This window comes from Desulfatiferula olefinivorans, assembly GCF_054657895.1.
Genome location: NZ_BAAHXV010000010.1, coordinates 112960 through 139509, shown reverse-complemented (window position 1 = coordinate 139509; position 26550 = coordinate 112960). Strand labels below are relative to the sequence as shown.

Below are 26550 nucleotides of genomic sequence, written 5' to 3'. Positions count from 1 at the left end.
TGTGATCCGCGGGGCGATGGGGTATAAAAGACCATCGTATCGATGCGCAGACGAATAACCCCAACCCTTACCCCACGTGGAGACCGATTGCATGAAACGGTACATCATTGTTTTGTCGATAGTGCTCTGCCCCGCCCTGTGGAGCTGCAGCAGCGACTCGGGCGGAAGCCCCGATCCCCTGGCCTCGTTCCGCGCCGCCGCCGAAGATCTTCGACAGACGGCCTACGACGCCCTCATCCAGACCGGCCGGGAGCTGGACGCCCTTCCCGACGCCGACCCCCTTCTGGACGACTACCTGATCGCCGTGGAAGACCAGTTGATCGGTCTTACCTACAGCATGAACCGCTTTAACGAGGTGATCCGTTTTTCCATCCGCAGCCGGGTGGGCACGGTCTACACCAACACGGACCGGGATGCGACCATCGATGTGGCCGGAGGACGGTTTGTCTATGAAAGCGAGGCCTATATCTATGATGAAGCGGATCGCGCCGAGCGGGTGCTGGCGACCTTCACCTGGGACCCTGCCTCGGAGCGCTGGCTGATCATCGGCCTCAGGGGAGGGACCGCGGACCGGGAGCCGACGGATCCCTGGTTCAGGCAGGAGGGGGAAATCGCGGACGGAACAGACTACTACATCGCCACGACCTTTTTTTTCGCGGAAGAAGAACGGACCCATATCAGCAACCTGCTGCTGATCGACGACACCTCGCCCGTCTCCGTGCAGATGGCCTGCGAGCGGCCGGCCTGCACGGCAGACTGCGTGGATCCGGACGCCGCGGACCTGTTTAGCCGGGGAATCACCGATCTGGGCCTGACGCTCTGGGATGATTTCAAGACATACGCCATCGAGGGTGCGGACCTGCCGCCGGATTACGAAATCCCCTGATACCGGATCATCGCCGTCCGGCCATGATCCGGCCCCGGGCCTTGGCCATCAGTTTCGTGATGGTCTTTTCGGTATAGGGCGCCACGGGAATGGGAGGGTGAATGATCATATCCGCCGTTCCGGGCATCAGGTTTGTCGTACCCTTTTGAAGAATCTTTCCGGTCCCCGAAAGCGTGATCGGCAGGACAGGCAGACCAAGGTCCAGAGCCATCTTGAACGCCCCTTTTTTGAAGGCGCCGGTCTTCCCGTCGGCACTCCGGGAGCCTTCGGGGAAAAAGACCACCGAGGTTCCGCCGTTGATTTTTTCCCGGGCCGCGTTGATGCTTGCCACAGCCGCCACGGTGTTCGACCGGTCGATAAAAATATGCCCCAGGGCCTTGCAGGCCGGACCCAGGGCCGGTACCCGTTCAAGCTCTTTTTTCATCACCCACTTGAAATCCACCCCCAGCCACCCGTACAGCACATAAATATCGTAGAGGCTCTGGTGATTGGCCACGATCACGTAGGACTGCCCCGGATCGATATGTTCCCGGCCGTGCACCCTCACGGTCATCGGCGTGAAAAAACTGTTGATCCGGGCCCAGAACACGGCGAAATAACGGGCAAACCGGGTGGACACAAGGGACGTGACCAGCACCAGCGACGCCAGGCAAACGGTGGATGTCGCCAGAAGGGGAGCCAGGAAAAGCCATTTGTAGGGCTGGTAGGCAAACCAGACCAGGGGCCGGAGACTCACCAGCACCGTTTCCTTGAATTCGTCGATTGAAATGAAACGGGAACCGGCGTGCTTCTGCCGGTATTCTACAAAAAATGCTTTGGGGGCATTGACCAGTCGCATACGCTCTCCTTGCGCCCTTTGATTAGAGTTTGTCCTTGACCTCGTTCCAGAACAGCTCGACACCTTCTTTCCAGCCGTCCAGGTATTGCCGGGACAGCTCGTTCAGACGTTTCTGAGCCTGACGGCCCGTGACGGACAGCTTCCGGGAGTAGGCCGTGAGCATCTGCGAAAAATAATCACCCAGACGTTCGTCCTTGTCGGGCTTGTCATCCGGATGCCAGGAAAGGGCATACTGAATATCCCGGTAATGGGCCGTTTTGGACCATTCCAGCCCGTCTTTCTTTCCGTTTTCGACCACGTTGTTTTCGAATTCCATTTTCTCGCGTTTCAACCGGTCGATGATCGACGCCAGATCGATCTCCTCGTTGATCCGGTGACGCAGGGCCTCTTTCTTGCGAATCATGTTGGCCACGGCCGTCTGGAACACCTTGGAAAAATTCAGGGCGGATTTCCATTCCGCCATCTTTTCATGAAGATCGTCGGGCACACTGATGGTGATTTTCTTGGCCATATCCGTTCCCTCCTCATCCATTAATACGTCCTTTTTTCGAAATACATACTTTGTTTAAAAGGACGTGTCAAGGGCAAACGGACGGGTGCCCAGGGCTATCGCATGTCTCATATCCTTGAAGAAAGGCAAAAAACGGCCTTCGTGAGAATCTCAGCGGATTGATTTCAGATCAATCCTGTCGACGTAAACACGTCTCCCTGCCGGCAAGAAATACATCGCGTGAACACACGACACCCTCTTTGTGTCTTTGTGTCTCCGTGAGAAATCATATAGGCCGTCCCCTTCGGAGACGCCGGTTTAATCGCTCTCACAGAGTCACGGAGACACAGAGAACACCGGACATGCCGGGGCATGTCACACGGCAACGCTCCTGCGGGCATCCCATGCCGTGACGGAAAGAGCCCCGCCTCGTTTTCGTCATGGTCAAACCATTCAACCACCCGGTCGCTGCGTTCCCTGAAGGACACGAAGGAAATGGGAGTGCCAATCCCCGACACACGGCATTTCATGAACCGCTCCCCACAGGGCATGACCCAGGGGTCGTTCGGGATAGACATGCGATTGCCTTGGACGGGTACCGCCGTTACAATCCGTAACGTTATCGGCATCAAATAAAAAGGCGTACGGCCGACGCCCGGCCGGCATGGGAAAATCGCCGGACCGCTTGGGCTCATCCGTTCAAAAGGGGAATGGACGTCAGGGAAAAAGAAAGGAGGTCATACGTTGAATCCGAGGGCTCGAAGCTTTTCAAGGACTTTGGCCCTCTCGAAGGGCTTGACGATATAGTTGTTGCATCCGGCGGCCACGCTGCCAAGCACCAGATCCTGATCGGCATGGGAGCTGACCATCATCACCCGGGCCTGCCCCTCCGGAGGAACGGCCCCCTCCGTCTCCATCTGACGGATCTCTTTGAGCACCTCGATGCCGTTGATGTCGGGCATGCTGATATCCAGGGAAATCAGGTCGAAGGGAATGTTCTTGGCCGAGGCTTCGCGGAACACCCGAATGGCATCCCGGCCGGATTCGGCGAGAAAGCAGTCGCCGAATTCCTGAAGAATGACCTCCATTTTTTTCCGGCTGACCATGTCGTCATCGACTACAAGTATCCTCATGAAAGGCTCCTGATTGATGTGATTCATTGGTATCCAAGGGTTCCCGCGTTTTCGGGAAATATAACAAACCGCCCGGGCGATGTCCACGTGAAAATCGCCTGCATCGAATCGTCCCCGCCGCCTTAAAGGGTATTGAAAAAAAACGCCCGATCATTTATAACCTTAAACAGTCTTTCGAAAAATCACACCCCTTGTCATCTTTTTTTATTTGTGTCCGTCTACCGGATCTATTGTTTGCCTATTCGATGAACCCGCAACCGATTGTTCGTCGACAGCATGAAACCCAATGACGTTTTTAACAGGAGGAAATTATGGATTCCGCATCAATCGTCAAACGAACCCTGGATTACCAGAAGACCGCCATAGACGCCGGTTACAATACCATGGTCATCCTTCAGGGCCATGCCGAAAAAATGGCCACCGATATGTGGGAGCGCTCGAACCTGCCCAAAGATTCGATCAAAGCGTTCGCGACCACGGTCAATGAGTACAAAAAAAGACGAGACGACATGAAAAAAATGGTCGACGACGGGTTCGATCAATTCAGCAAACTGTTCACGTCCTGAATCGAAACGGCCTGCTTTCCCCAACGCCCTTACCGGTGGAGCCGAAAGTCCTGAACGATTTTCCCTCCATCCGGTTTGTGGGCGGCCCGCCCGGAACGCCCCCGCCGTCACCTTGCCGATTGACCTCGGCGGCTCCCTGTGTTACGGTTTTCCTGTAACCACATGAAATGACGGCTTGAATCAACGAGGCGCCCATGACATCCCACATTGAAGCCGACGGCATCCCGGTAATGGTCCAGCTCGCCCTGAAAAACAAAATTCTAACCATGGAGCAGGTCAGCCGGGCCCTTGTCCATGTGGCCTCCGAACGGCGAAAAGGGCATCATGCCCGAATGGAAGATTATTTTCTCGAAAACGGAATAATCGACCCGGAGACCATGAGCCGTCTGGCGGCGGCAACGGTCCGCCATCTGGACAAGCTGTTCGGTGTTCTGGCGGTCAAATCCGGACTCGTGGACCAGCCGCACATGGCCAAAGCCCTGGAGGCCCAGAAACTCGCCTTTGCCCAGGGCACCCTCAAACCGGTCAGTGATATCCTCATGGAATGGAAGCTGTTGACCGGCGCCCAACGGGACCTTTTGCTCGAAAAACTCTCCGCCTCCGGTCAGACGGCTGACGACCCCGGCATTCGGTCGGCCGCCCCCGCCCCCCCCGAGCCTCCGGACGAGCCCGGACTGTCGGCGCGGCCGGTCGATGAACCCGATGACACCTTGAAGGCCCCGTCACTGGTGTTCACGGACCAGGATATGAAGGTGTTTTTTCGTTTTCCCCAAAACACCGCCCCCGGCCCGACCCTCGGGACCGTCAAGGAGCTGCTTGGCCTTAACGGCGTGATCTTCGGCATCCTCCCCGACGAAACCATCGAAGCGAAACTGGCCGAGGCCGAAGGCGGGTCCCGGGAATGCCTGGTCGCCGAAGGTACGCCCGGCACGCCTCCAAGAAACGCAACGGTCACGCTCTATTTCAAAACCGATTACCTGAACCCTGGAAAAATCACCGAAGACGGCACCATCGACTTCCGGGAGCGGGGTCATGTGCCCTTTGTTCAGGCCGGGACGCTGCTGGCTGAAAAAATGCCCGGCATCGACGGAACACCCGGAACGAACGTCTTCGGACAGACCCTTCCGGCAGACAAGGCCCTGGACCAACCCCTGAAAAGCGGTGCAGGCACCCGATCGTCCGACGACGGCCTTCAGATTTTCGCAGATCAGGACGGCCAGCCCTTCATGACGGTCCACGGCGACATATCGGTCTTCCAGGAACTGCACATCAAGGGGGATGTGGACTACACCACCGGCAACATCACCTTTGACGGCAACATTTTCGTCAAAGGCGCCGTCAAGCCGGGCTTCACGGTCAAAGGCGGCAACCTGACCGCCCGGGAAATCGAAGGCGCCGTTCTCGATATCAAAGGCAACATCGACGTATCCGGGGGCATCTCCGATTCGACGATCACCCTGGGCGGCACCCTCCAGGCCATGTTCATGACTTCATCCAAGGTCGATGCCTATGGTGATATTCTGGTCAAAAAAGAGATCATCGACAGCAAGATCCGAACCAGCGGTGCCTGCAACGGCGACAAGGTCACGCTGATCGCATCCTTCGTCTCGGCCCGGGAAGGAATCCGGGTGATGCGGGTGGGAACCGACGTCTCGCAACCCTGCACCCTCCGGGCCGGGATCAACGATCATACAAAAAAGGCCGTCAATCGCATACGAGCCGTCATCGAAGAAAAAAAGACCCTGCTTGACGCCATCCAGAAAAAAAACGACGGCCTGGTGGATCACCAGAAAGCCCTCCACCAGCAGATCATGGAAAAATCCATCCTCCAGGACAAACTGACCGAGCAGAAGAAAACCATCGAAGCCAAGCTTGACGGTGTCAAAATGCATGCGGCCGACGACCCCCGCCACGACAAGGCGGTGCAATTTCTCACCGGGGCCCGGGCCCACTGCGACCAGGAAAACAGCCTTCTGGAACAGCAGGTCGCCGAGCTTTTTGCCGAACAGGATTCGGTGACCGACGCCATCTTGAACCTCCAGGATCAGTGCGAGCCCCTGGTTCAGACCATCGAAGAGCTAAACGCCCGGATACGCGACATTCACGCCTGGGAAAAGCGGTCCCGGGGGCGGTCCCTGATCCAGGTGATCAAAGAGATCCAGGCCCAGACCTCCGTCGCCGGCCCCAACAGCACCCTGATTCTCAAAGAAACACGAAAAAATGTCACCATCCGGGAGACCCGTCATACCACCCCCTCCGGGCCGACATGGGAATTGATCGTCGAAACCAACTGATGGTCGTGTAAATCCAGGGCATTACCCACCGGGCGACCGACGGTCGAACCAACCATAATCCCCCGTATTGTCAATGATTTCGAATTGACACCTTCTGACCGTATATGATAAACACTATGAACCGATTCACGATGTGGGACGGTCGACGCATGCCGGAAACCACGGCATGACCGCTCACGCCGTGTCCGGTTTTTCAACCAAGAACAGTTAACCGTGCAGGTAGTCACATTAACACGCTCACAAAAAAAATAACCGTCTCCAACCCTCTGGGCATCCATGCACGCCCGGCGGCCATGATCGCCCAGCTGGCCTCGAAGGCCGAAGGCAGGGTCTGGCTTATCAAGGAAGATGAAATGATCGATGCCGTCAGCATCATCGATATCCTGACCCTGGGATGCACCAAGGGGTCGGAAGTGATCCTTCGAATGGAAAACCATTCGGACGACAAGGTGTTCAGCGAAATTGCAGAACTGATTGAGCAGGGTTTCCATGAATGAGCTGCACGGGGCCGACGCCCGGGACCCTGAGGAAATCATCCTGACCGGCATCAAGGGCTCTCCGGGGATCTGTATCGGCCAGGCCTATCTGGTGGACAAGGAAGGGGTGGACGTGGTCAACAAATACCACCTGCCCGACGGCGATGTCCGCAAAGAGGTGATGCGGTTCAAGACCGCCGTGAAAAAAGCCAAGGAAGAGCTTTCGGCCATCATCAGCGAACTCCCCGACGATTTCGACGAGCACGTCAGCATCCTCGAATCCCACCTGGTCCTGACCAAGGACAAAATGCTTTACGGCAAGGCCATCGAGACCATCGAGCAGGAAAAGGTCAACGCCGAATGGGCCCTCAAGCTGGTGGTTTCAAGGATCGTCGCCATGTTCCAGAACATCCCGGACCCCTACCTAAGGTCCCGGGCCACCGACATTTCCCAGGTCTCGGACCGCATCATGCGGAACCTGACCGGTGCCGACCGGATCAATATCGCTCACATCAACAAACGGGTCATCCTGGTGGCCAGGGATCTTTCACCGGCCGACACCAGTCAGATCCAGCTGGAAAAAATCATGGGGTTCGTCACCGACAAGGGCGGCCAGGCCTCTCACACCAGCATCATTGCCCGAACCCTCGAAATCCCGTGCATCCAGGGCCTGGGCAACGCCACCCGCCTTATCCGGACCGAAGACATCCTGATCGTCGACGGCAACGAGGGCCTGGTCATCGTCCATCCCAGCGACGAAACCCTGCTCAAATACCGCGCCAAACGCCTGGAGTACGACGCCGTCAAGGCCAACATCAGCCGGGAATGCAAGAATCCCGCGGTGACCACCGACGGGTTTTCCATCAAGCTCATGGGCAACATCGAACTGGCCGAGGAACTGGTCGCCGTCCTGGACAACGGGGGCGAAGGAATCGGACTTTACCGCACCGAATTCCAGTACCTGAGCCGCACCGGCTACCCCACGGAAGACGAACTGTTTGAACGGTACAAGGAAGTGGCCGAACTCCTTGCCCCCCAGCCGGTGACGATAAGGACCCTGGACATCAACGGCGACAAGGCCCTGGCCTACGAATCAAACAACGATGAATCCAATCCGGCCTTGGGCCTTCGCGCCATACGGTTCTGCCTCAAACGCCCCGATGTGTTCACCACCCAGCTCCGGGCGATTTTAAGAGCCGCCGCCCACGGCAACATCCGGGTGATGTTTCCCATGATATCCGGCCTCGAAGAAGTCCTGGCCGCCCGCAAGCTTCTCCACGACGCGGCCCGGTCCCTGAAAAAAGAAAACATCCCCCACCGCAGCGACATCGAGGTGGGCATCATGATCGAAATCCCCTCGGCGGCCCTGATGGCTGACACCCTGGCCGATGAGGTCGATTTTTTCAGCATCGGCACCAACGACCTGACCCAGTACATGCTGGCCATCGACCGGGGCAACCGCAAGGTGGCCCATCTTTACCAGCCCACCCATCCGGCGGTCCTTCGCATGATCAAGCATGTGGTGGATGTTGGCCGAAACAAAGGCATCAGCGTTTTCATGTGCGGCGAAATGGCGTCAGACCCCGCCGTGATCCCCCTGCTCATCGGCATGGGCCTCGATGAAATCAGCATGACGCCCCAGAGCATCCCTGAAGTCAAGGACCGAATCCGGAAGATCAACCGGAAAGACGCCGAGGAGCTGACCCGTAAGGTGTTCACGCAGAACACGGTCTCAGACATCTCCCGGCTGCTTGCCTCAAGCGATGCCCCCATCGCCGACTAACCCCTTAGGAGATCTTTCGATTTTGGAACAGGAAAAGAAAATCCGGCAGATCGCCGTCAACAAAAAAGCCTGGCACAGCTACACCATCAGCGACGAATACGAAGCCGGGCTCGTTCTTGTCGGATCGGAAGTCAAATCCGTCCGCAACGGCAACGTGAACCTCAAGGACGCCTATGCCCGGGTCAACGACAAGGGCGAGGTCCACGTCCTTCAAATGCACATCAGCCCCTACACCTATTCCTACAACGACAACCACGACCCGGAACGTCCCCGCAAGCTGCTTTTAAACAAAGCGGAGATCCGGAAAATCGCAAACAAGATCAGGGAGAAAGGGTTCTCGCTGATTCCCTTGAGCCTCTACTTCAAAGGCAGCCGGATCAAGATAAAAATCGGCATCGGCCAGGGCAAGAACCTCTACGACAAACGCCAGAGCCTCAAGGAGAAAGACGCCAACCGGGAAATGCATCGCGTCAACAAACACAAAGATTACCGATAAATCCGTTTGACAGACACGCAATAAAGGATTATTTTCTGTCAGTCCTTCAAGGGGGCGCACCGGTTTCGACTGGGAATTGAGATCTTTGATACTGCACTTCGAGGATGGTTGTTGGCCTCGTAAATCATCAACCAAAACAATAAATGCAGACGACTATGAAATGGCTGTAGCTGCTTAACAGCAGCTTATGCTAAAGTCATGCGTCCTCGAGACGCACATCGCTGTTGTTGCCTCACTCAGGCAGCAGCGATGACCAGCTGAGTGATAGGGACCTGTTGCCCGGTTTTTCTTTTCCCATGCGGCGACAGCAACCGAAAATAATGCAGAATAAAAGACGTCAGGCGAACCCCGTCCGCCGGTAAAAACCTGACGTACAAAGACGCGGACTATAAGTGTAGATGTATCAGAGGGAATGTTCTTAGGACGCGGGTTCAACTCCCGCCGCCTCCACCATTTTGAAAAAGACAACCCGTCTCTCCAGAGTGATTCTCTGGGTAGGCGGGTTTTCTTTTTCCCCTTGTATTCAAAGGGTTTCGGCCGTTTTGACATCTTTCCAGAACCTCTCTCCAGCCACCAGATTCTCTCCATTCTCCCGACGTTCATTCTCTGTTTGGGGCGGTATTCTCTGTATTCTTCGGACAGGGTCCGATACGCGTCCGGTTACAGATATTCTTTCAGATTAAGCATTTAGCCGAATGACGGTATTTTGCGGTTGTGTTAAGACATCGAATGGTCGGGTCAAACCAGCCATTTTCACAAACTAAAAGTCTCTCGCAGGTTTCGGGAAGTGATATTTATTCAGATTTCCAGCGGTCAGTATTGCTTGGGAAAGTATTCTTTGCCCGCCTGCCAGAGGTACTTGTCGACCTCTTTGAGGGTGAAACCTTCCAGCCCATAGAACCTGCTGAACTCCATTAAAATAGCGTGGTATGTCGGATAGTGCTTCAGGTCGTCCTTCTTGAACTTGTAGAATTTATCCGCCCGCTTGAAGTGCATGAGCATCTTTTCCACAAAGCTGTCATAGATCGGATAGTCCTCTGGGAAATGGTGGCTGCAATACTTGGTGGCAAACGAATAAAAATTGATGGTCTTCTGGCCGTTAACCTTAACCACGGCAATGTCGTTTACGAGAGTCAGATCCCGGTTGCCAAGGCGTTGATCGATATCCAGATCGACTATGTGTTGGGCAACGGTAAATGGTGAAAAAATGTTCGTGCTGTAAAAGTCGTTCAGCGAACAGACCTTGATCAGGACATCATCCATATCGACATTTCGGGGGTACGTCTCAGCGAACAGTTTTCTGAGGCTACTCTCCTGCAGCACATAATTATCCAGCGAATCCCATCGCTTCAGATACATGGATACCTGCTCCGCCGACGGTCTGACTTTATTCATAGAGCGCATCCTCGTTGATATAGGTTGAGTCGTCATCCCCCTCGGGTTTGATCATAAAAAGGCAACGATAGCAGCCTTCTTCCTTCAGGTATTCAATCGGGTCGTCTGTCAGCCGGAAAAACTCCCGGAGCTTTTTTGACAGGCGCGGTTTCTGGTCCTTGACCTTGAAAGACGCATGCTGGCTCTGCCAATCAATCTGGCCGCGTGATTCGGCAAAAACTCTGAGGAGCTCCCAAGGAATGGTCGGGTTGCCATTTCTGGTGTTGGCCATTCCCATCTGGGTGTAATTGTACTGGCCGTGTGATTTTGTGGTGCGGATGGAAACGGTGTGGCCGTCAGTAAACTTGATGGTGATACCGCTCCAATTGATACCGGCAGGTGTGTCGAAATGGACCATTCCTCCAGAATCCGGTTCAGGTACATCAGCCTGAAAGGTTGCAAATACATCGGTCGCTGGCCTGAGAGCTTTCAGGCTGCCATTGGCTTGAATGGAAAAATCCTCGCTCAACACGATACATATTGAACCACTCCGGCTCAGGAGATCCTCGGCCCGGGGTGTCAGTTGCTTGCGGGTTGGAATGAGCAACGCATAAGGGTTCTGCCCAAGCAGGCTGATATTCCTGACGCTTTCGAGAAGTTCGTCCGGGTCATTCTTGAAGGTCAGGTAAACCGGAAAATTGAAACCGGCGGTCGGCGTGTAATCCCCCAGACGGAAAACACCGGGAATGCCGTCCAGTGAATTTTCATTTCGTGTGATTCCAAGCCCGGCACAGATGCTTTTGTGGAACGATGACCGGTTCAATGTATAGACCAGCACATCCCTTTTGTTCAGACTATATGGCTTCTCTTCCTGCTCAGGGCACACCGCAACAATATCATCGGCGGCATGCTCGACAACTTTTCTGGGGCAGCCCAGTCCACAGTCGGTTCTGCAATTGACCGCAGACGCACGCTGATTGGTCAGCTGCAGGAACTTCGTTTCAAGTCCACTGAAGGACTCCCAGCCGCCAAACGCCTCCTGCCATTCACACCACGCAGCATTCTGCTTCGGGTGCTCTTCCAAAAATTGCCACAGGCGGGTTTCACTCACCGTCGTCCTCCGCGCCGGAAATAACAAATCCACGGCGAATCAGCCATTTTTCCAGGACTTCGGCATCATCGTCCCGTTTGAACTGAGCCCGGTTCCCGGAGCTAAGTGTGACGGTTCGTGGTGTTTTGGAATCGGTAAACTTGATCTGGAAGCTGGCTTTGCTCAATCGGCCGCCATTGGGGATACTGCGATCCCGCTCTTCCAATGAAGCAAAGACATCTTCGGCTTTGCGGATCTCGATCTCTTTATGTGTTCCGCCACGGAAGATCTGGAACTCCTTCAGACGCACCCAATCAATCCCTTCAACATCATCACAGAGGATGGAAGCTGAACCTGACTCCCTCAACGGCTCCAGAGTGAATTTGCTTTTGCCATCAAAAAACTCGCTGTCACCGAAAAGATGAAGGCCAAATTTGGTGCGGTAAAGCTCCTTTTCTCCCTTGGAGCGTGCGTTCATCCGGATCTCACCATTCTCCGGGTTGTAAACGAGCACGTCATATTTTTCCGGCCGATAGAACAGGCTTTTGGATTCACCGTCCTTAATAATCGACTCCCGGGTGAAAGGTTCCCCATGACGGACAAGGAACCAAACAAAATCATCTTTCACATAGCTGAATACCTTTGAAGCCCGGCCACGGCGTTTCTTGGCAAACCATTCATCCAGATCTGCTTCGAGGGCGGCAATGGTTTCTTCGCTCGGTTCTTCAAAGTCCGGAATGGTTTCCCGGGTGCATTTGAAATATTCAAAGGATCGTGGGCGAAACAGGAACTGCTCGGCATGGAGACGCTCGATGATATTGCGGTCCTGAACCCAGACCTGCAGAGCCAGGTCACCGTAAGCGGCATCTTCTGAAATGCTGACATCGATCTCGGTGTCGGCAATGGCCTCCTGTATCAGGTCGAATCCTTCAGGAGTCGACATCTCGTTAATGTAATAGAGCGCTTCCGACATCTCTGGCGGTGTGCTGGTGTTCGGGTTCAGCAGCACATTACTCATGACTGTATAGTCCAGTCCGTTTTCTGCGGCTGCCGATGGCAACTCTATCCCTCGCCCGGATAGATACTCGGTGTAGGGCTCAAAAAATGTGATCAGATGGCTCCGGTCGATCTTCCGGAGCATTTCCGGCTTCGAAAAGCGGCGAAGGTTTAAAGTTGCCATTAATTTCTCCTGTTTTTTTTAGCTTATAGCTGTCCTTACATAGTGTTCTCTCAAATTCGTTTACGGCCCACCACTTTGCCGAGAATCCTCAATTCATCTTCAGGTTTGACCCTGATCGGTTTCAGCCTCGGATTCTCCGGGACCAGCTCGATGAGCTCATTATCAATTTTCAGCCTTTTGACCGTGGCTTCATCGTCAAGCAGAGCAATAACGATATCACCGTCCTCGGCAATTGGCTGACGCCTCACAATGATCAGGTCGCCGTCGTTTATTCCGGCATCGATCATACTGTCGCCCTGTGTGTACAAGGCAAAGCACTTACCTGATCCGACAACGGATGCTTCCACCAGAACCTCGCCCGTGATGTTCTCATGAGCGAAAATCGGATGACCGGCTGCAACCGTGCCGACAATCGGAACCGCCACAAGGGCGACCGCGTTTGTCTGAGGATGCTTGGTCACGGTCAGACCGCGAGCTTTACCTTCCTCTCTTTTCAAATAACCTTTGCGAACCAACTGGTTGATCCGGTCATGCACACTGGCGTGACTGATTCCAAATGTTTCGCTCATTTCTTTAACCGTCGGCGGATACCCTTTGGCTGAAACGTACCGGCATATTTCATCAAGTGTTTCCTGCTGCAACGGCGTAATGTCGTCTTCTCTGTTTCTGCCCATAGCGTCCTCCTTCCTTTAAAAGACAGAGAGCCCCAGTTTGGGCCGAATAACATATAAATATAAGACCTTATATCCATCAGGTCAAGAAATCTTATAAATAAAACTTCCGACGGATTGAAACCCCTCCCGGTAAGTAACCTCCGAAAGTTCCGAGGGTTCGCCTCGGACATGAGTTAGAAACCAGACAATTGGCCGGATGCCAGGCAGAGGCGGTTGTGGGTGCTGAAAAACGCGCATCCCAACCGCCTTTTGTTTTTGGCACCCGCAGCTTCCCTCATCGGCACCGGCCCAACGGAGGCCCTTATGCTTGATGTGGAATTAGCACCTGAAAACCCTTACTCAAACCAGTTGACCGACGCCCAACTGCCGGATGCTGAAGGCATTAACCCGGAACAGCGGCTGGATGCCATTGCGGCCATTCTGGCCATTGCCGCACTCAGGAGTCGGTATCGTAAGGCCAATAATGCCAACAACTTAAAGAATGTTGCAGATTCTTCCGGAACCTTCGGAGAAGGACTTGATTCTTCTGCCAGAAAGAGCGTCATTCATGACAACCGAGTCCTGTAATCGAATATAAGGAGTTGAAAATGAATGACTTGAAAAACAAAAAAACGGAGCCGACCAAGACATCGGTGTTGAGGCAACTGGCAACGCTCCAGAACATGAGCCTTGATCAGCTCAGAGAGAAATGGCTGGACCTTTATGGAACCGAGCCACCCCAGTACAAGAAGCAGTTTCTGGTTAAACGGCTGGCGCACCGGATTCAGGAGCTCTTTTACGGCGGCCTGTCGGAGCAGGCCAAATCCCACCTGAAGAAAGTTGCCGAGACCGATCCGGTGGCAACGGTCATCCGCAAGATTCCGGAGGAGCGAAAATCACAGGAAGCCATCCTGCCGGGCACCCGGTTTGTCCGGATCTGGAACGACCAGCGCTATGAAGTGATCGCCCGGGAAAGTGGCTTTGAGTACGACGGCCGCATCTTCAGATCACTGAGCGCCATAGCGAGGGAAATCACAGGCACTCGCTGGAACGGCAAGATCTTTTTCGGCCTGAAGAACAGTCACAGAAAAAAGGAAGGTGGTCCGAATGCTTAATAATAACAATACGCAAAACGGCCAGCGCAAAACACTCCGCTGCGCCATCTATACCCGCAAAAGCCACGAGGAAGGTCTGGATCAGGAGTTCAATTCACTCGACGCCCAGAGGGAGGCCGGTGAAGCCTACATCGAAAGTCAGAAGCTACAGGGATGGAAGGCTATCCCTTACCGATATGATGACGGCGGCTTTTCCGGTGGGACCATGGAACGCCCGGCACTGCAGAGACTGCTGGCGGATATCGATGCCGGTAAGATTGATGTCATCGTCGTTTACAAAATCGACCGACTATCCCGATCCCTGCTGGACTTCATGAAGATGATCGAGCTCTTCAATGAAAAGGAAGTGAGCTTTGTATCCGTCACCCAGCACTTCAGCACCACCGACTCGACGGGGCGCATGTTTCTGGGAATCCTGATCACCTTTGCCCAGTATGAGCGTGAGGTCATCGGAGAGCGTATCCGGGACAAGGTGGCCGCCGCAAAACGCAGGGGAAAATACTGCGGAGGACCTGCGGTACTCGGCTATGACGTGGACCGGGAAAACAAAAAGCTGCTGATCAACCAGAGCGAAGCCCCGTTGATAAAACTCATCTTCAGGCGATATACGCAGGTGGGATCAGCCAAGAAAGTGGCGCAGGAGCTGAACGAACAGGGATACAAAACCAAATCATGGACCACCAAGAAAGGAAAAGAACGGGTCGGTACCGAATGGAACACGGCTCAGGTCTACCGCCTTCTCAACAACAGGCTCTATATCGGGGAGATTGCCTACAAAGGCAAAAACTATCCGGCGGAGCATGATGCCCTGATCGATCAGAATACTTGGGACAAGGTTCAGGCGCTGCTCTCGGAAAACAATCGAACCAAGATGAGCAAAGCCCGGGTGAAAATGGTCTCGCCCCTGAGTGGCGTGATCCGGTGCGGCCACTGCGACAGCGCCATGGGCATTACCTATACCAACAAGGGCGACCGGCGCTACTCCTATTATATATGTGAAAAGGATACCAAACGCGCTGTCAGCCGATGCCCCTTGAAGCGGGTTCCTGCCGGTGACATCGAGTCGGTGGTGCTTGATCAGCTGGGAGCGGTATTCAGAACGCCGACCTTGGTGGCCAAGACCTACTTTGCCGCCAGAGAAATCGAGGCCGAAGAGCGCGAACGCCTGCAGGGCCAGAAAAAGGAGCTCGAACAATCCCTGCAGAGCGTCAGACAGGAAGCTCTGAAACTGATGTCGCCCGATAATGACGATCCCGACCGGAATAGCCGACTGCCCTTGGTCAACCAGCAGGCCGTCGATTTAACCAAACAGCTCACCAACGTATCGGCCCGATTGAGGGTGATCGATACGGAGCAGATTTCCGAGGGTGATGTATCCGAAGCCTTTCAGAGCGTGGAAACCTTCTGGGAGGACCTGTTCCCCCTCGAGCGCAACCGGCTGATCCAGCTGCTGGTGGAAACCATCGAAATCCGGGAGACAGGAATCGACATGGAACTGAAAACCAACGGCCTTACAAACCTTGTCACCGAGCTGGCCGGTCTGGCCTGTGAAGTCAGGGAAAGGAGTAACAGCTGATGAAAAAGATCAAACCAACCATCAAACTTTCAGACAGCGGGAATCTGCATATACATATCCCCATGTTCATCCGAAGAATGCGTGGCCGCAAAATGGTGTTCACGCCGGATACGCTGGACGGTGAAAATGAGGGCATGCCGGAAACCGTTCAAACGGCCATTGTCCAGTCGCTGGCCCGAGCCTTTTCATGGGCGGACATCCTCGAGAGCGGCGAGATAAAGTCAATCAGCGAGCTGGCAAGGGATCTCGATGTGGACTCCTCCTATGTGGCCAGAACCCTGAAACTGACCACACTCGCGCCGGACATTGTCGAAGCCATCATTAACGGTGAAGAGCCCAGCGGACTCTCACTATCAAAGCTGGTGAAAACATTCCCGCTCGACTGGAGCGAGCAAAGAACGTTCTTTGGATTCTGCTGATCGCAATCTCACAAACCATCCCCAACAGCCGACCTTCGTGTCGGCTTTTTTTATGCCCTGACGAGTGAGTTCAACGAAATTTCACTGAGGACAGGCAAAAAAAGTTAAGAAATTTTTCCCCGCCTTACCCCATCAAATCCCCCTCAAATTCAACGCATTAGCCAATCCCAGCGCATCTGCATTGGGTGAAATTTCAGTGGCCCAACGAAATTTCGCCAAAGAAGGGTGACAGGTCTGGTGAACAGAAAAACGTTCACGACCTCACCCGGAGAAATCATGCCGGACCTGTCTTCCGGGAGGTCCTTAACAAAGGAGGTTCGGCATGAACCAGATCAAGAAGACAGAACTAAACGAACCGCAGCAAAAGCTCATCGAGCTGATGCAGCAAATCAACTTCGGGCGCATTTCCAACATACCGGTTGTGGGCGGAAATCCCGAACTCACCGAAGACACCATCATCGAGCGTGAAATCAAACTGGGCGGCCAGAACGGCAATCGTCCGGAGTTGGCCAAGGATGACTTCACCCTGAAGCAGGAGGTGCTCGCTCTTATCGAACACCTGACCGGCATGGGCGATGGAATCATCCGTCATCTTGAAATCAAGCATGGGCTGCCATTCCTGATCCGCATCGAGGAACGGGCAGCATAACAAACTGAGAATTTAGACACTTCGACAACAAGCTGGACGCAAGGCGGAGGCTGTTGTGGGTGTCGCCGAGCCAAACCTGACCGTGTGTTTATCAGCACGTCAGGTGGCAGAAAAGGCGAACCTGCGACGCTCCGCTTGTTGGATCAGCTCCTTCCTCTGTTTCCGGCCCGTGCCGACACCCACGCGGTGCTCCTCCTCGCTCCGAGGAGGACCAAATGTTTTATCGAAATTCCTATGACGGCATCGATGGCTATGCCGCAGACCTTATTCGGCACAAGGCAAGACAACTGGTGGGTAAAGCCGGACTGACAGAAGACGATCGGCAGGATCTCGAGCAGGAACTGATGATCGATCTGCTGGGCAGGATGAAGCACTTCAACCCAGCCAAGGGCAAAAAGACAACCTTCATGACCCGCATCGTTGAGCGGCGGATCTCGACCATTCTGGAAGCCCGCTTCGCGCAATGCCGGGACTGGCGCAAATGCACAGCCTCTCTCAACGATCCCATTCCGGGCGGAGATAACGATTCCGCCGAGCGTATCGAGCAGGTCTGCAGTGATGGACAGATGGGACATCACGGCCGTGACACCAACGAGCAGCGCCAGAACGACATCCGCTTCGACCTCGAACGGGTCATTGCCGCACTGCCGGAAGACCTGCAAGACCTCTGCGAAAAACTGCAGTCGAGCAACATGGCTGAAATCGCAAGGGAGATGGGCGTTCCGCGCAGCACCCTCTACGGGAAACTGACCAGGCTGCGGGACGCATTCCGGGATGGCGGATTGGAAGAATACCTCTGATCGACCGACGCATCGCCCGGGGTTCCGGTAAGTAAGCATCGTGCCGCATGAAGCGGACGACCGGGGCCTCGGTAAACAGAAAACCTGAGAAACAACAGGAGATTAACAATGGAAACTTACAAGTATCGCTTTGATCAGTCGGTCCCGGCTCAGGACTTGGAAGATACCTTCATGCTGGCGTTGCTGGCTGTGGAAAGCATGTATGGACACTCCAGAGTGAGGATGGAATCCCGCTTCAATCTGGATAAGCAGAACCGCACCTGCTTTATCGATGCCGCGACCAAGGTCGGCTGTGATCTGGCGAGCATCTTTACCGGGTTCGCCACCAAGGAATACGGCGAGCGTGCGGTCATGATCGACCGTGAACCCGCCGGTGGCGGATGCGCCTGCAATGCAAAAGCACCTTCAGCAATGGAGGTGGCGGTATGAGCGAATTGATGACCACCACGTATTCCATGTGGCGGCTCTTCCGCAATTGCCGCAAGGCTTGTGAATACCGCTACCTGAGGGACCTTGTTCCTCTGGAGCGGGATCACAACCTGGCTTTCGGATCGGTCATCCACGACTGCCTTGAAATCTGGCATGGCCAGCGGGAACTCGAAAAGGTTCTCGAACACATCGATCAGGTCTATGCCAACCGGGCACAGGATGACCATCAGCTCGCGGACTGGCATCTGGCCACTGCGATGATGAGTTCATACTCGGAGCAGTATCCCGTCGAGGATTTTGACGTGGTTGCTTTGGAGAAGACCTTCGAAGGTCCCATCGTCAATCCGGATACCAACGCCGCATCGAGAAGTTTCGTGCTGGCTGGCAAGGTGGACGGTTTGGTCCAACAGGATGGTCAATACTTCCTGCTGGAGCATAAGACCGCATCCCAAATCGATGCCGGTTATCTGGAACGGCTCTGGACTGATTTTCAGATCATCATTTATGCGTGGTATCTGGAGCAGACCCTAGGCATCCGTATTTCCGGCATCATCTACAACGTGCTGGTCAAAGCCAAACTCCGCCAGAGCAAAGGCGAAACGGAAGCTGAGTTTGAATCCCGCCGTGCAGAGCTGATTGCCAAATCCAAAACCGGCAAGAGCAGCGCCAAGCGCAAGATGCCCGAGCCGGATGATGTCTTTCAGCAGCGCCTCAAAGACAAATACCTCGAACCCGGCATGTTTCACCGGGAGCTGCTCTACATCTCCCGCGATCAATTCGACGAGCTCCGCAGTGAGCTTTGGGAATTATCCAAAGCCATGCTGGATGCCCGTCGCCGCAACACCTTCTACCGCAATACGGCCTTCTGTTTTCAGTATGGACGCGCCTGTCCCTACTTCCCGCTGTGCCGAAGCGGTGAGAACCCCAACGTCATTGAAAACCATTACCAACGGGTGCTCCCGCACGAAGAGCTGCGGGATGGAGCAAGTGAAGACGCTGCCCCTGTTTTTTAACCCAAACCATACAAGGAGATAAATCATGCTTCCAAAAAGCAAAACCAAACCGAAAGCACACCTGAACGACCTGACCGCACTGGTTTACGGTCCAAGCAAAATTGGCAAGAGCACTTGGTGCTCCCATGCTGAGAACGCCCTGTTTCTGGCCACGGAACCGGGCCTGAACGCCCTCGAAGTGTTCGAAGCGCCTATTACCTGCTGGGACGACCTTCTGCAGGCGTGTGCCGAAATTGCGGAAGGCAAACACGATTTCAAGACCATCGTCATCGACACGGTGGATAACGCTTACCGCATGTGTGCGGATTATGTCTGCAAGAAGTTCAAGATCGAGCATGAGTCCGATCTTGGCTACGGAAAAGGCTATGCCCTGATCAACAATGAATTTCAGCGTGTTCTCAACAAGCTGGCATTCCTGCCTTACGGCCTGATCCTCATTTCCCATTCCCACGAGCGTGACATCGAGACACGCACTGGTAAGCACACTCGCATTGTGCCGACCCTGCCGGACAAGGCCCGCAAACTGGTCACCGGTCTGGTGGACCTGATCCTGTTCTGTGATCTGGACATGAAAACCGGTGACGACGGCAAGCCCATGTATCAGCGGGTGATGCGCACCAAGCCAAGCCCCAATTACGACGCCGGAGATCGAACCGGCCGACTTCCGGAGATGATCCCTCTGGATTTCCCGACCTTCCTGAAAGCTTTCAATCAAACGGCTGCCGGTTCAGCGGTGAGTGCCGCCCGGACTAAGTCGGAGCCAGCCACAACGGCTAAACCTCAAAATAAGGAGTAATGACAATGAGTTGGAATAACGATGACACCATGGATCTCGCGCAGTTCGACGATGATTTCGTTTCTGCGGATGTTGAAGAAAAGGACTTTGAAGCTGTTCCCGACGGGAAATATCAGGTCAAGGTCGATCGCGTGGAACTGACCCGCTCGGAAACTTCCGGCAATCCCATGCTCAAGTGGGCGCTGAAGATTCTGGGTCCCACCCATAAAGGCCGTCTGCTCTGGCGTAACAACGTCATTGCCAGCAAAGACAATGTGAAATGGCTCAAGCAGGATCTCTATACCTGCGGCCTGCAGATGGACAAACTTTCGGACCTCCCGGGCAAACTGGAAACCCTTCTGGATGTCGGTCTCGAGGTGACCAAGCGCACGAAAAACGAATTCGAGAACATCTACTTCAACCGCCGGATTGTGCTTTCGGATGAAGATGCCGCAGCACCGTCGGCCGGTCACGATGTGGACGACATGATTCCGTTTTGAGGATGGGCATGGTTACCGTTGTCGTTGATACCCGGGAACAGGAGCCTTACGGATTTGATTCGGAATCTATTGCGTCAATCCGCAAGGCCCTCCCGGCGGGAGATTACTCCATCGAGGGATTCGAGACCCGGGTGGCGGTGGAAAGGAAGTCCATGGCGGATTTTGTTTCCACTGTCATCCGAGGCCGAAAGCGTTTTCACAAGGAGCTGGAAAAGCTCCGGCATTATGACGCAGCCTGTGTCGTCGTTGAGGCCAATTACCGGGATGTTCTCGGTGCCTGCTACCAGAGCGACGCCCATCCAAACGCCCTCATAGGAACCATTGCCTCCATCATCATCGACTTCGGTGTGCCCGTTTATTTCTGTTCAGACCGTCAGGCAGCCTGCCGGTTTGTTGAAGAGTTTTTAATGCGCTTTCACCGGAGGTTCGCTCAATGCCAAGAAAAACAAACTCCCCGGCAAAACTCCGGGGAAGAATAGAGAGAGTTTATTATGCCGGGCCAAAGTTTTCAGCAGGCCGTTTGCTCACCGCCACCGGAGAGGAAATCCAGTTTGCCGGAAACCTGTTTGCCCGTGAAAACCAGCCTGTGGTCCTTTTGGGGACGTGGGCCACCCATCCGAAATATGGTCGTCAGTTCAAGGTCGATGCCATGGAGCACGATCTTGATTTGAACCCAGAAGGATTGATTCACTATCTGGCCAATCACCCGGATATCAAAGGGATTGGTCCTGCCAAAGCCCGCCTTATTGTCGAAGAGTTCGGAGATTCATTTGAGGAGACCCTGATTGAATCCCCGGAGATCATCGCATCAAAAGCCAGAATTTCCCTCGATGCCGCTAATCGTCTCAAAGATGAATGGTGTAAAAACCGCAGCGTCAATGCCGTCCTGGCATGGCTCTCCGCCTTTGGGTTGACCCACCATCAGGTAACCACGCTGGTCGATAAGCTGGGCGGCAACTGTCTGGAAATCCTTAAAGCCGATCCTTACATCCTCATCCGGGAACTGCGGGGATTCGGCTTCAAGAAAGTCGACAAGATTGCCCGCAAACTGGGTACGCCCAAAGACCACACGCCAAGAATCCGTGCCGGTATTCAGTACTGCATGCACGAGGCGCTGGATCAGGGAAACTGCTGGGTCGAATACGAGGACCTTGTTGATCAGGCCAATCTGCTGCTGGTGATGGATAATCTGGACAGCCGCATCCGTATCGAAGCATCGCTGGACAACCTGATCAGTGAAAGACTGCTTTCCTGTGAATCACACGCGGGACGTTTTCTGGTGGCGCTTTCCGATATCCTGAAAATGGAACAGGACATCGCCGCCATTTTCACCAAGGCGGATGCCTCGAACCCTCATTTCAAATCGACCCGCAATCTGCAGAAGCTAATTCTGCGTCAGGCGGAAACACTCAACGAAAAGCAGCTCGAAGCGGTTCACTCTGCGTTGCAGCATTCCATCAGCCTGATATCCGGTGGAGCCGGATCGGGCAAGAGCTACACCGTATCGGTCATCAACGCGGTATGTGAAGAGTGCGATCTGGAGGTGGTTTTATCCGCGCCGACAGGCAAAGCGGCCAAGAGACTCGAGGAAGTGAGCGGTCGCACCGGAACCACCATCCATCGCCTGCTTGGCTATGACGGCAAGTCCTTTTCCAAGGACAGCAATAATCCCATCGATGCCGACATGCTGATCATCGATGAATTTTCCATGGTGGATGTTCCGTTGGCGTGGCACCTTTTCAATGCGGTCGACTTTGCCAGAACGGCTATTGTCATTGTGGGAGACCACAACCAGCTGCCGCCGGTCGGTCCGGGAAATATCCTTCGGGATCTGATTCACTCAAATGCCATCCCCACGGTCATTCTGGATAAGGTGGTCAGGCAGGCCGGTGTCCTGAAGGAAAACAGCACCGCTATTCTCAAAGGAGAAGTCAGAAAGACCAGCGAGGCAAGCACACAGGGATGCCGAGACTGGTATCTGGCAGATCAGTTCACCGACCCGGGTGCCGCCCGCAATTTCCTGCTGGACCTCTTTGACAAGCGACTCGATGCCCTTGGATTTGATCTGATCAAGGACGTACAGGTGTTGACCCCGACGCATAAGGGGCCGCTGGGAACCAAATCACTCAATGAAGACCTGCAGCGGCTTATCCAGAAACGGCTCTGGAATGTGAATGTTCCGGAAACACAACCCGGTCGCCGGTCACCATTTTTGAAACACGACAAGGTCATTCAGACCCGCAACAACTATGACCTGAACGTCATGAACGGAGCCATCGGTCATGTGGTCGATGTTCTGTCCAACGGCACGCTGTTGATTGATTTCGAGGGTGTGGCGGTTGAAATCGAAAAAGGCTCACCGAACCTTCAGGACATCCAGCTGGCATATACGCTGACAATCCACAAAACTCAGGGATCGGAATTTCCCTGCGCTGTCGTGGTGGTCCATAAGGCGCATTCCTTCATGCATCACCGCAACCTGCTGTACACCGGTGTTACCCGTGCCCGCAAGACGGCGATTGTGCTGGGTGACCGCTGGGGCATCCGCAATTGCGCCAAGAAATGTCAGGTGGATGACCGCAAGACCTTTCTATCCATTCTCTTGAACAATGTGAATTGCCCTGAAGAGCAGTCAGCTTGTGCGGGGGCATTATGAGCATGGGCGGTTCAGATAATGTCAGAGAATACTACCGCCTGATAACCGAGCTCGATATCGGTGATGTGGCAAAGGATCTACTGGCCGGAAGAATCTCGCAGGAATCCCGGCAGCGGCTCCAGTGTGATTGCCCGCACCATCAGAGCCAGTCCCGTCGCTCGCTTCATGTGATGCTCGACAAACAGGGCTGGTATTGTTTCGGCTGCGGTGTGGGTGGAGATGTCCTGCAGCTCGTCGAGTTTGTTCAATCGGGAACGGTTACTGCCGGTCAATCCGGCCCTATGCCCGACAGCCATCGGCAGGCCCGTGACTTCCTCGCTGGAAAAGCCGGAATGCCGCCGTTGTCGCGTTATGGTCTCACGCAGGAACGCTTGGAGCAGACGGAAAATGATCGCTCGTTTGAGATCCGGGTCAAAGATGCTCTGACCGAGCTGGCCCGCTATTATCACCAGCGGCTCAAGGAAAATCAGGAGGCGCTGACCTGGCTGAAAGAAAAATACGCCATCAGTGATGAGACCATCGACGACCTGTTGATCGGTTTTGCTGACAATGAGTCGGGTGTCATTGCCGCCCTGCGCTCCGGCGATCATGGCTTCAGCAAACGGGAGCTTTCCGCTACAGGAGCCTTTCGCCCGACCAGTCAGGATGGATTGAATCCGTTTTTTGAGAAACGCATCATCTTTCCATACTGGAGCCGTGGCCGTGTGGTGTTCATGATTGGCCGCAAGACACCATGGACATCGGATGCAAACTGGGAACAGGGAAAGTACAAGAAGCTGCCGGTTCACGATGAACATCAACGCCCTTATGTTGCCCGATTCATCAACAATGCGGTGCTGTTCAATGAAGACTGTCTGCTGGGCAAGCCTGATCACATCATCATTACCGAAGGCGTGACCGATTGCATCGCTCTGATGCAGCAGGGATTTTCCGCGCTCTCTCCCGTGACGGTACGAATCAGAGCTGCAGACTGGGAGCGTCTGGTCCCGAAGATGCGCGGGCTCAAGACCGTCTATATCTGTCAGGACAATGAAATCTCGGAGGCCGGACTCAAGGGAGCCTTACAGACTGCTCGCACGCTGGCCGAACACAAGATTGATACGAAGCTGGTTACTATTCCACTGAATGAGTCCCAGCAGCAGGCACGTCAGGAACTGCAGGAGCGGTTCAGCCTGACGGCAGCTGTCGGTCCCCGGGAGTTGGCCAAATTACTCGAAGGCCACTCAGACGAGGATATCCGGGAGGCAGAAACGCTACTGGCCAACGCCAAGATCGATGTGAACGACTTCTTTGCTTCCGGTAATGGCAAGGCCGAATTTGATGAGCTGCTTTCTGCGGCCAGTACGCCGGTTGAGTTCGGCATTCAAAGCTTACCCGAGGATGCCCCGGAGGAAGAGCGAAACCGCCAGCTCGAGCCGGTTCTAGCCGAAATTTCGGCTCATTCACCGCTGGAGCAAAGCCGTCTGCTGAAACTGGTTCAGGAACGGCTGGGTAAAGCGGTTCCAATGGCGACACTGAAAGAACAGGTTCGCTCTGTCCAGCAGAATCGACGGGACAGTGCCAAGAAAGAAAAGAAGAAAGCCAAGCGCCTCAGCGGATCACCGCCCGGATCGTGCCGCGCCCGGGTCGACGAGGTGCTGATCGATACGGAGCTCGAAAATGGCGCTCCGGATTATACCGCTGCAGCCGAAGCGGCCTATGACTGGTTTACCGCCAATGGAGCCCAGTTCTTTCACACCCAGACAGGTGAGCCTTTTATGTATTTCGACAACTCCATCTACTGGATGGATTCACCCGATCGCGGACGCAAAAGACAGTATGCGGCCATGCTATACAAGCACACCGGCATGGTTCCGACGTCCAACGGCGGTCGCACCTTTTTCGAGGTATTGCCGAGTCTGGCGATGATTCGTGGTCAGGTGCGAGACCATTTCTCGTGGCTGCATTCGGACATTTCCAATTTCACGGTCTATTTCAACCTGAACAATCAGGATCATGAGATCGCCCGGATCACACCCGATGGCATCGAGATTCTGAAAAACGGTGGGAACGCCGACGGGATCATTCTCGACGGCTCCCGCAAAATGAAGCCGTTGAAGTTTCTGAAGGATGCCTCGTCGGAGGAAGCCGACAAACTGCTGGTCGATCTTCTAATCAACAATATGACTTGTTCGCAGGGTGACCGTTTTCTGATTCTGTCGTGGCTGACCTGTTTTCTGCTGATCGACTTTTCCGGAACCCGTCCTATGACCCGTTTTGAAGGTTCGGCCGGTTCGGGTAAGACCACTGCCAGCAAGCTGATTTCGGCTCTGCTTTACGGTGAGCCCCAGCACAAGAAAGCCACCGATGCGGCCAACTACACCGACGGTTCCCAGAATCCGCTTATCGTCCTCGACAACATCGAGGTCAAACAGATGACCGAGGACCTGACCACCTTCATGCTGACCAGCATCACCGGCATTGCCAAGGAGAAACGCAAGAGCGGCACCGACAGCGAGACCGTGACCGAGCGGACCAAGTGCCTGCTCAATACCACCGGCATCGAGCCGTTGTGCGGCGAACTGTCCGAAATTCAGTCCCGTAGCTTTGTGATCAATTTTGATATCGGTAATCAGGGCAACGACTGCTTCATCGAGTCGGAGGTGATTGCAGCCCTGCAGCGCAACCGGGATCTGATTATTTCCGCTCTGATGAAACGGACCAGCGAGGTGCTGGCCATGATGAAAGACGGGATGCGGACACAGGCGATGAAATTGCTCCACGAGGCCCTTGGGAACCATGACAAGCGGCGCTGCAACGAATACCTCAGCCTGATGTATCTGATGCTGCTGGCCGGATCATCTCAGGATCAAATCGAACAGGGCATGTCGACTTTGGCTCCAGCCTTCAAGCAGCAGATTCAGACCATCAACCAGACCAGTCGTGAAACGGCCCGGGAATCCAACCATACGGCAACAGCGCTCTCGACTTTGTTCAAGGCATGGCGAACAGCCGTGGAGGCCGATCGGAAAGACATGTATAACGATCGCCGGGTGGATCACACTCAGGAGTTCCTTGCCCGCTATCAGGTGCAGTTTGAAGAAGACGGCTGCCTCAAGGAGGTGTTGTCCCGGGAGCTGTTCGTGGCGCTCAAGCGTGTGGCCAGAGATTTCGGTCTGCGCTTTGAAATGGATTCATCGAGGCAGTTTGCCCAGCGCTTTGCCAACGACCTTGAAACCATCCGCGAGGCCGGATTCGATGTTATCATCAGCCAGAAACGGTACGGAACCAAGCTCTATACCATCCAGATAGTCGAATAGACTTCGCCCTTCATACTTTCACTCAGTCAGGCCCGTGGATTCAGTTCTGCGGGCTTTTTG

Annotated in this window: 26 protein-coding genes and 1 other RNA gene; 20 read left to right on the top strand and 7 right to left on the bottom strand. The window is 54.5% G+C overall.

What is annotated here, in order from left to right; all coding sequences use genetic code 11:
• Window positions 1-91 precede the first annotated feature (91 nt).
• Window positions 92-886, top strand: coding sequence for a hypothetical protein (locus ACYQ11_RS09655; RefSeq protein ID WP_459923565.1), 795 nt, complete (start codon window positions 92-94; stop codon window positions 884-886).
• Between the two features lie 7 nt (window positions 887-893).
• Here ACYQ11_RS09655 and ACYQ11_RS09650 read toward each other — a convergent pair whose 3' ends face one another.
• The 3 genes from ACYQ11_RS09650 to ACYQ11_RS09640 form a co-directional block, all read right to left on the bottom strand.
• Window positions 894-1724, bottom strand: a complete 831-nt coding sequence (locus ACYQ11_RS09650; RefSeq protein ID WP_459923564.1) for a lysophospholipid acyltransferase family protein — start codon at window positions 1722-1724, stop codon at window positions 894-896.
• Window positions 1725-1746: 22 nt separating this feature from the next.
• Complete coding sequence (locus ACYQ11_RS09645) at window positions 1747-2235, bottom strand: hypothetical protein (protein ID WP_459923563.1); 489 nt, start codon at window positions 2233-2235, stop codon at window positions 1747-1749.
• 716 nt (window positions 2236-2951) lie between these two features.
• The gene (locus ACYQ11_RS09640) at window positions 2952-3347 is read right to left on the bottom strand and encodes a response regulator (RefSeq protein WP_459923562.1); all 396 of its coding nucleotides are present in this window, start codon (window positions 3345-3347) and stop codon (window positions 2952-2954) included.
• Window positions 3348-3658: 311 nt separating this feature from the next.
• Between ACYQ11_RS09640 and ACYQ11_RS09635 the strand changes: the two genes are divergently transcribed.
• The 6 genes from ACYQ11_RS09635 to ssrA all read left to right on the top strand — a co-directional run bounded on the left by ACYQ11_RS09635 (window position 3659) and on the right by ssrA (window position 9415).
• Window positions 3659-3913: a hypothetical protein gene (locus tag ACYQ11_RS09635; protein ID WP_459923561.1), complete on the top strand. Its 255-nt coding sequence runs from the start codon at window positions 3659-3661 to the stop codon at window positions 3911-3913.
• 194 nt (window positions 3914-4107) lie between these two features.
• Window positions 4108-6207 (top strand): flagellar assembly protein A, encoded by a 2100-nt coding sequence (locus ACYQ11_RS09630; RefSeq protein WP_459923560.1) that lies wholly within the window; start codon window positions 4108-4110, stop codon window positions 6205-6207.
• A 227-nt stretch (window positions 6208-6434) separates the two neighbouring features.
• Complete coding sequence (locus tag ACYQ11_RS09625; protein WP_459923573.1) at window positions 6435-6704, top strand: HPr family phosphocarrier protein; 270 nt, start codon at window positions 6435-6437, stop codon at window positions 6702-6704.
• Window positions 6697-8466, top strand: coding sequence for a phosphoenolpyruvate--protein phosphotransferase (gene ptsP, locus ACYQ11_RS09620; protein WP_459923559.1), 1770 nt, complete (start codon window positions 6697-6699; stop codon window positions 8464-8466). Before ACYQ11_RS09625 ends, ptsP begins: the two co-directional genes overlap by 8 nt.
• A gap of 22 nt (window positions 8467-8488) precedes the next feature.
• Window positions 8489-8962, top strand: coding sequence for an SsrA-binding protein SmpB (gene smpB, locus ACYQ11_RS09615; protein WP_459923558.1), 474 nt, complete (start codon window positions 8489-8491; stop codon window positions 8960-8962).
• Window positions 8963-9012: 50 nt separating this feature from the next.
• Window positions 9013-9415, top strand: a transfer-messenger RNA (tmRNA) gene (gene ssrA, locus ACYQ11_RS09610).
• A 360-nt stretch (window positions 9416-9775) separates the two neighbouring features.
• On the opposite strand, the gene ACYQ11_RS09605 is transcribed toward ssrA, so the two are convergent.
• From ACYQ11_RS09605 to lexA, 4 genes are read right to left on the bottom strand one after another with little or no spacing between them, the layout of a single operon-like run.
• Window positions 9776-10357, bottom strand: a complete 582-nt coding sequence (locus tag ACYQ11_RS09605) for a hypothetical protein (RefSeq protein WP_459923557.1) — start codon at window positions 10355-10357, stop codon at window positions 9776-9778.
• On the bottom strand, window positions 10350-11447 hold the full coding sequence (locus ACYQ11_RS09600; protein ID WP_459923556.1) for a hypothetical protein: 1098 nt from the start codon (window positions 11445-11447) through the stop codon (window positions 10350-10352). The genes ACYQ11_RS09605 and ACYQ11_RS09600 overlap by 8 nt, the downstream gene beginning before the upstream one ends.
• On the bottom strand, window positions 11440-12606 hold the full coding sequence (locus tag ACYQ11_RS09595) for a hypothetical protein (RefSeq protein WP_459923555.1): 1167 nt from the start codon (window positions 12604-12606) through the stop codon (window positions 11440-11442). Before ACYQ11_RS09595 ends, ACYQ11_RS09600 begins: the two co-directional genes overlap by 8 nt.
• 50 nt (window positions 12607-12656) lie before the next feature.
• Window positions 12657-13280: a transcriptional repressor LexA gene (gene lexA / locus ACYQ11_RS09590; RefSeq protein WP_011366939.1), complete on the bottom strand. Its 624-nt coding sequence runs from the start codon at window positions 13278-13280 to the stop codon at window positions 12657-12659.
• A gap of 219 nt (window positions 13281-13499) precedes the next feature.
• On the opposite strand from lexA, the gene ACYQ11_RS09585 reads away from it, so the two are divergent.
• From ACYQ11_RS09585 to ACYQ11_RS09525, 13 genes are all read left to right on the top strand, one after another.
• Complete coding sequence (locus ACYQ11_RS09585) at window positions 13500-13847, top strand: hypothetical protein (protein ID WP_459923554.1); 348 nt, start codon at window positions 13500-13502, stop codon at window positions 13845-13847.
• Window positions 13848-13867: 20 nt separating this feature from the next.
• Window positions 13868-14374, top strand: a complete 507-nt coding sequence (locus ACYQ11_RS09580) for a DUF2924 domain-containing protein (protein ID WP_011366941.1) — start codon at window positions 13868-13870, stop codon at window positions 14372-14374.
• Entirely contained in the window at window positions 14367-15950 is a 1584-nt protein-coding gene (locus ACYQ11_RS09575; RefSeq protein ID WP_459923553.1) for a recombinase family protein, read from the top strand. Before ACYQ11_RS09580 ends, ACYQ11_RS09575 begins: the two co-directional genes overlap by 8 nt.
• Window positions 15950-16369, top strand: coding sequence for a hypothetical protein (locus ACYQ11_RS09570; RefSeq protein WP_459923552.1), 420 nt, complete (start codon window positions 15950-15952; stop codon window positions 16367-16369). Before ACYQ11_RS09575 ends, ACYQ11_RS09570 begins: the two co-directional genes overlap by 1 nt.
• 322 nt (window positions 16370-16691) lie before the next feature.
• Window positions 16692-17018 carry a hypothetical protein gene (locus ACYQ11_RS09565; protein WP_459923551.1) on the top strand — a complete coding sequence of 109 codons (327 nt, stop codon included), beginning with the start codon at window positions 16692-16694 and terminating at the stop codon, window positions 17016-17018.
• 215 nt (window positions 17019-17233) lie between these two features.
• Entirely contained in the window at window positions 17234-17818 is a 585-nt protein-coding gene (locus tag ACYQ11_RS09560; RefSeq protein WP_459923550.1) for a sigma-70 family RNA polymerase sigma factor, read from the top strand.
• A gap of 108 nt (window positions 17819-17926) precedes the next feature.
• A complete protein-coding gene (locus ACYQ11_RS09555; RefSeq protein WP_324350511.1) occupies window positions 17927-18247 on the top strand; it encodes a hypothetical protein in 321 nt (106 codons plus the stop codon).
• A complete protein-coding gene (locus ACYQ11_RS09550; RefSeq protein ID WP_459923549.1) occupies window positions 18244-19260 on the top strand; it encodes a PD-(D/E)XK nuclease family protein in 1017 nt (338 codons plus the stop codon). The genes ACYQ11_RS09555 and ACYQ11_RS09550 overlap by 4 nt, the downstream gene beginning before the upstream one ends.
• A gap of 25 nt (window positions 19261-19285) precedes the next feature.
• A complete protein-coding gene (locus tag ACYQ11_RS09545) occupies window positions 19286-20056 on the top strand; it encodes an ATP-binding protein (RefSeq protein WP_459923548.1) in 771 nt (256 codons plus the stop codon).
• 5 nt (window positions 20057-20061) lie between these two features.
• Complete coding sequence (locus tag ACYQ11_RS09540; RefSeq protein ID WP_028315203.1) at window positions 20062-20535, top strand: DUF669 domain-containing protein; 474 nt, start codon at window positions 20062-20064, stop codon at window positions 20533-20535.
• 8 nt (window positions 20536-20543) lie between these two features.
• Window positions 20544-21014, top strand: a complete 471-nt coding sequence (locus ACYQ11_RS09535; protein ID WP_455991759.1) for an ERCC4 domain-containing protein — start codon at window positions 20544-20546, stop codon at window positions 21012-21014.
• The gene (gene recD2 / locus ACYQ11_RS09530; RefSeq protein WP_459923547.1) at window positions 20969-23191 is read left to right on the top strand and encodes an SF1B family DNA helicase RecD2; all 2223 of its coding nucleotides are present in this window, start codon (window positions 20969-20971) and stop codon (window positions 23189-23191) included. Before ACYQ11_RS09535 ends, recD2 begins: the two co-directional genes overlap by 46 nt.
• Window positions 23188-26490 carry a CHC2 zinc finger domain-containing protein gene (locus ACYQ11_RS09525; RefSeq protein WP_459923546.1) on the top strand — a complete coding sequence of 1101 codons (3303 nt, stop codon included), beginning with the start codon at window positions 23188-23190 and terminating at the stop codon, window positions 26488-26490. The genes recD2 and ACYQ11_RS09525 overlap by 4 nt, the downstream gene beginning before the upstream one ends.
• The last annotated feature ends 60 nt before the right edge of the window (window positions 26491-26550 follow it).

Coding starts and splice junctions, on each gene's coding strand:
- ACYQ11_RS09595 (WP_459923555.1), bottom strand. CDS start 12,606: ATGGCAACTTTAAACCTTCGCCGCTTTTCGAAGCCGGAAATGCTCCGG.
- ACYQ11_RS09535 (WP_455991759.1), top strand. CDS start 20,544: ATGGTTACCGTTGTCGTTGATACCCGGGAACAGGAGCCTTACGGATTT.
- ACYQ11_RS09540 (WP_028315203.1), top strand. CDS start 20,062: ATGAGTTGGAATAACGATGACACCATGGATCTCGCGCAGTTCGACGAT.
- ACYQ11_RS09645 (WP_459923563.1), bottom strand. CDS start 2,235: ATGGCCAAGAAAATCACCATCAGTGTGCCCGACGATCTTCATGAAAAG.
- ACYQ11_RS09630 (WP_459923560.1), top strand. CDS start 4,108: ATGACATCCCACATTGAAGCCGACGGCATCCCGGTAATGGTCCAGCTC.
- ACYQ11_RS09635 (WP_459923561.1), top strand. CDS start 3,659: ATGGATTCCGCATCAATCGTCAAACGAACCCTGGATTACCAGAAGACC.
- ACYQ11_RS09655 (WP_459923565.1), top strand. CDS start 92: ATGAAACGGTACATCATTGTTTTGTCGATAGTGCTCTGCCCCGCCCTG.
- ACYQ11_RS09545 (WP_459923548.1), top strand. CDS start 19,286: ATGCTTCCAAAAAGCAAAACCAAACCGAAAGCACACCTGAACGACCTG.
- ACYQ11_RS09570 (WP_459923552.1), top strand. CDS start 15,950: ATGAAAAAGATCAAACCAACCATCAAACTTTCAGACAGCGGGAATCTG.
- lexA (WP_011366939.1), bottom strand. CDS start 13,280: ATGGGCAGAAACAGAGAAGACGACATTACGCCGTTGCAGCAGGAAACA.
- ACYQ11_RS09575 (WP_459923553.1), top strand. CDS start 14,367: ATGCTTAATAATAACAATACGCAAAACGGCCAGCGCAAAACACTCCGC.
- ACYQ11_RS09565 (WP_459923551.1), top strand. CDS start 16,692: ATGAACCAGATCAAGAAGACAGAACTAAACGAACCGCAGCAAAAGCTC.
- ptsP (WP_459923559.1), top strand. CDS start 6,697: ATGAATGAGCTGCACGGGGCCGACGCCCGGGACCCTGAGGAAATCATC.
- ACYQ11_RS09525 (WP_459923546.1), top strand. CDS start 23,188: ATGAGCATGGGCGGTTCAGATAATGTCAGAGAATACTACCGCCTGATA.
- ACYQ11_RS09650 (WP_459923564.1), bottom strand. CDS start 1,724: ATGCGACTGGTCAATGCCCCCAAAGCATTTTTTGTAGAATACCGGCAG.
- ACYQ11_RS09605 (WP_459923557.1), bottom strand. CDS start 10,357: ATGAATAAAGTCAGACCGTCGGCGGAGCAGGTATCCATGTATCTGAAG.
- recD2 (WP_459923547.1), top strand. CDS start 20,969: ATGCCAAGAAAAACAAACTCCCCGGCAAAACTCCGGGGAAGAATAGAG.
- ACYQ11_RS09580 (WP_011366941.1), top strand. CDS start 13,868: ATGAATGACTTGAAAAACAAAAAAACGGAGCCGACCAAGACATCGGTG.
- ACYQ11_RS09555 (WP_324350511.1), top strand. CDS start 17,927: ATGGAAACTTACAAGTATCGCTTTGATCAGTCGGTCCCGGCTCAGGAC.
- ACYQ11_RS09560 (WP_459923550.1), top strand. CDS start 17,234: ATGTTTTATCGAAATTCCTATGACGGCATCGATGGCTATGCCGCAGAC.
- ACYQ11_RS09550 (WP_459923549.1), top strand. CDS start 18,244: ATGAGCGAATTGATGACCACCACGTATTCCATGTGGCGGCTCTTCCGC.
- ACYQ11_RS09640 (WP_459923562.1), bottom strand. CDS start 3,347: ATGAGGATACTTGTAGTCGATGACGACATGGTCAGCCGGAAAAAAATG.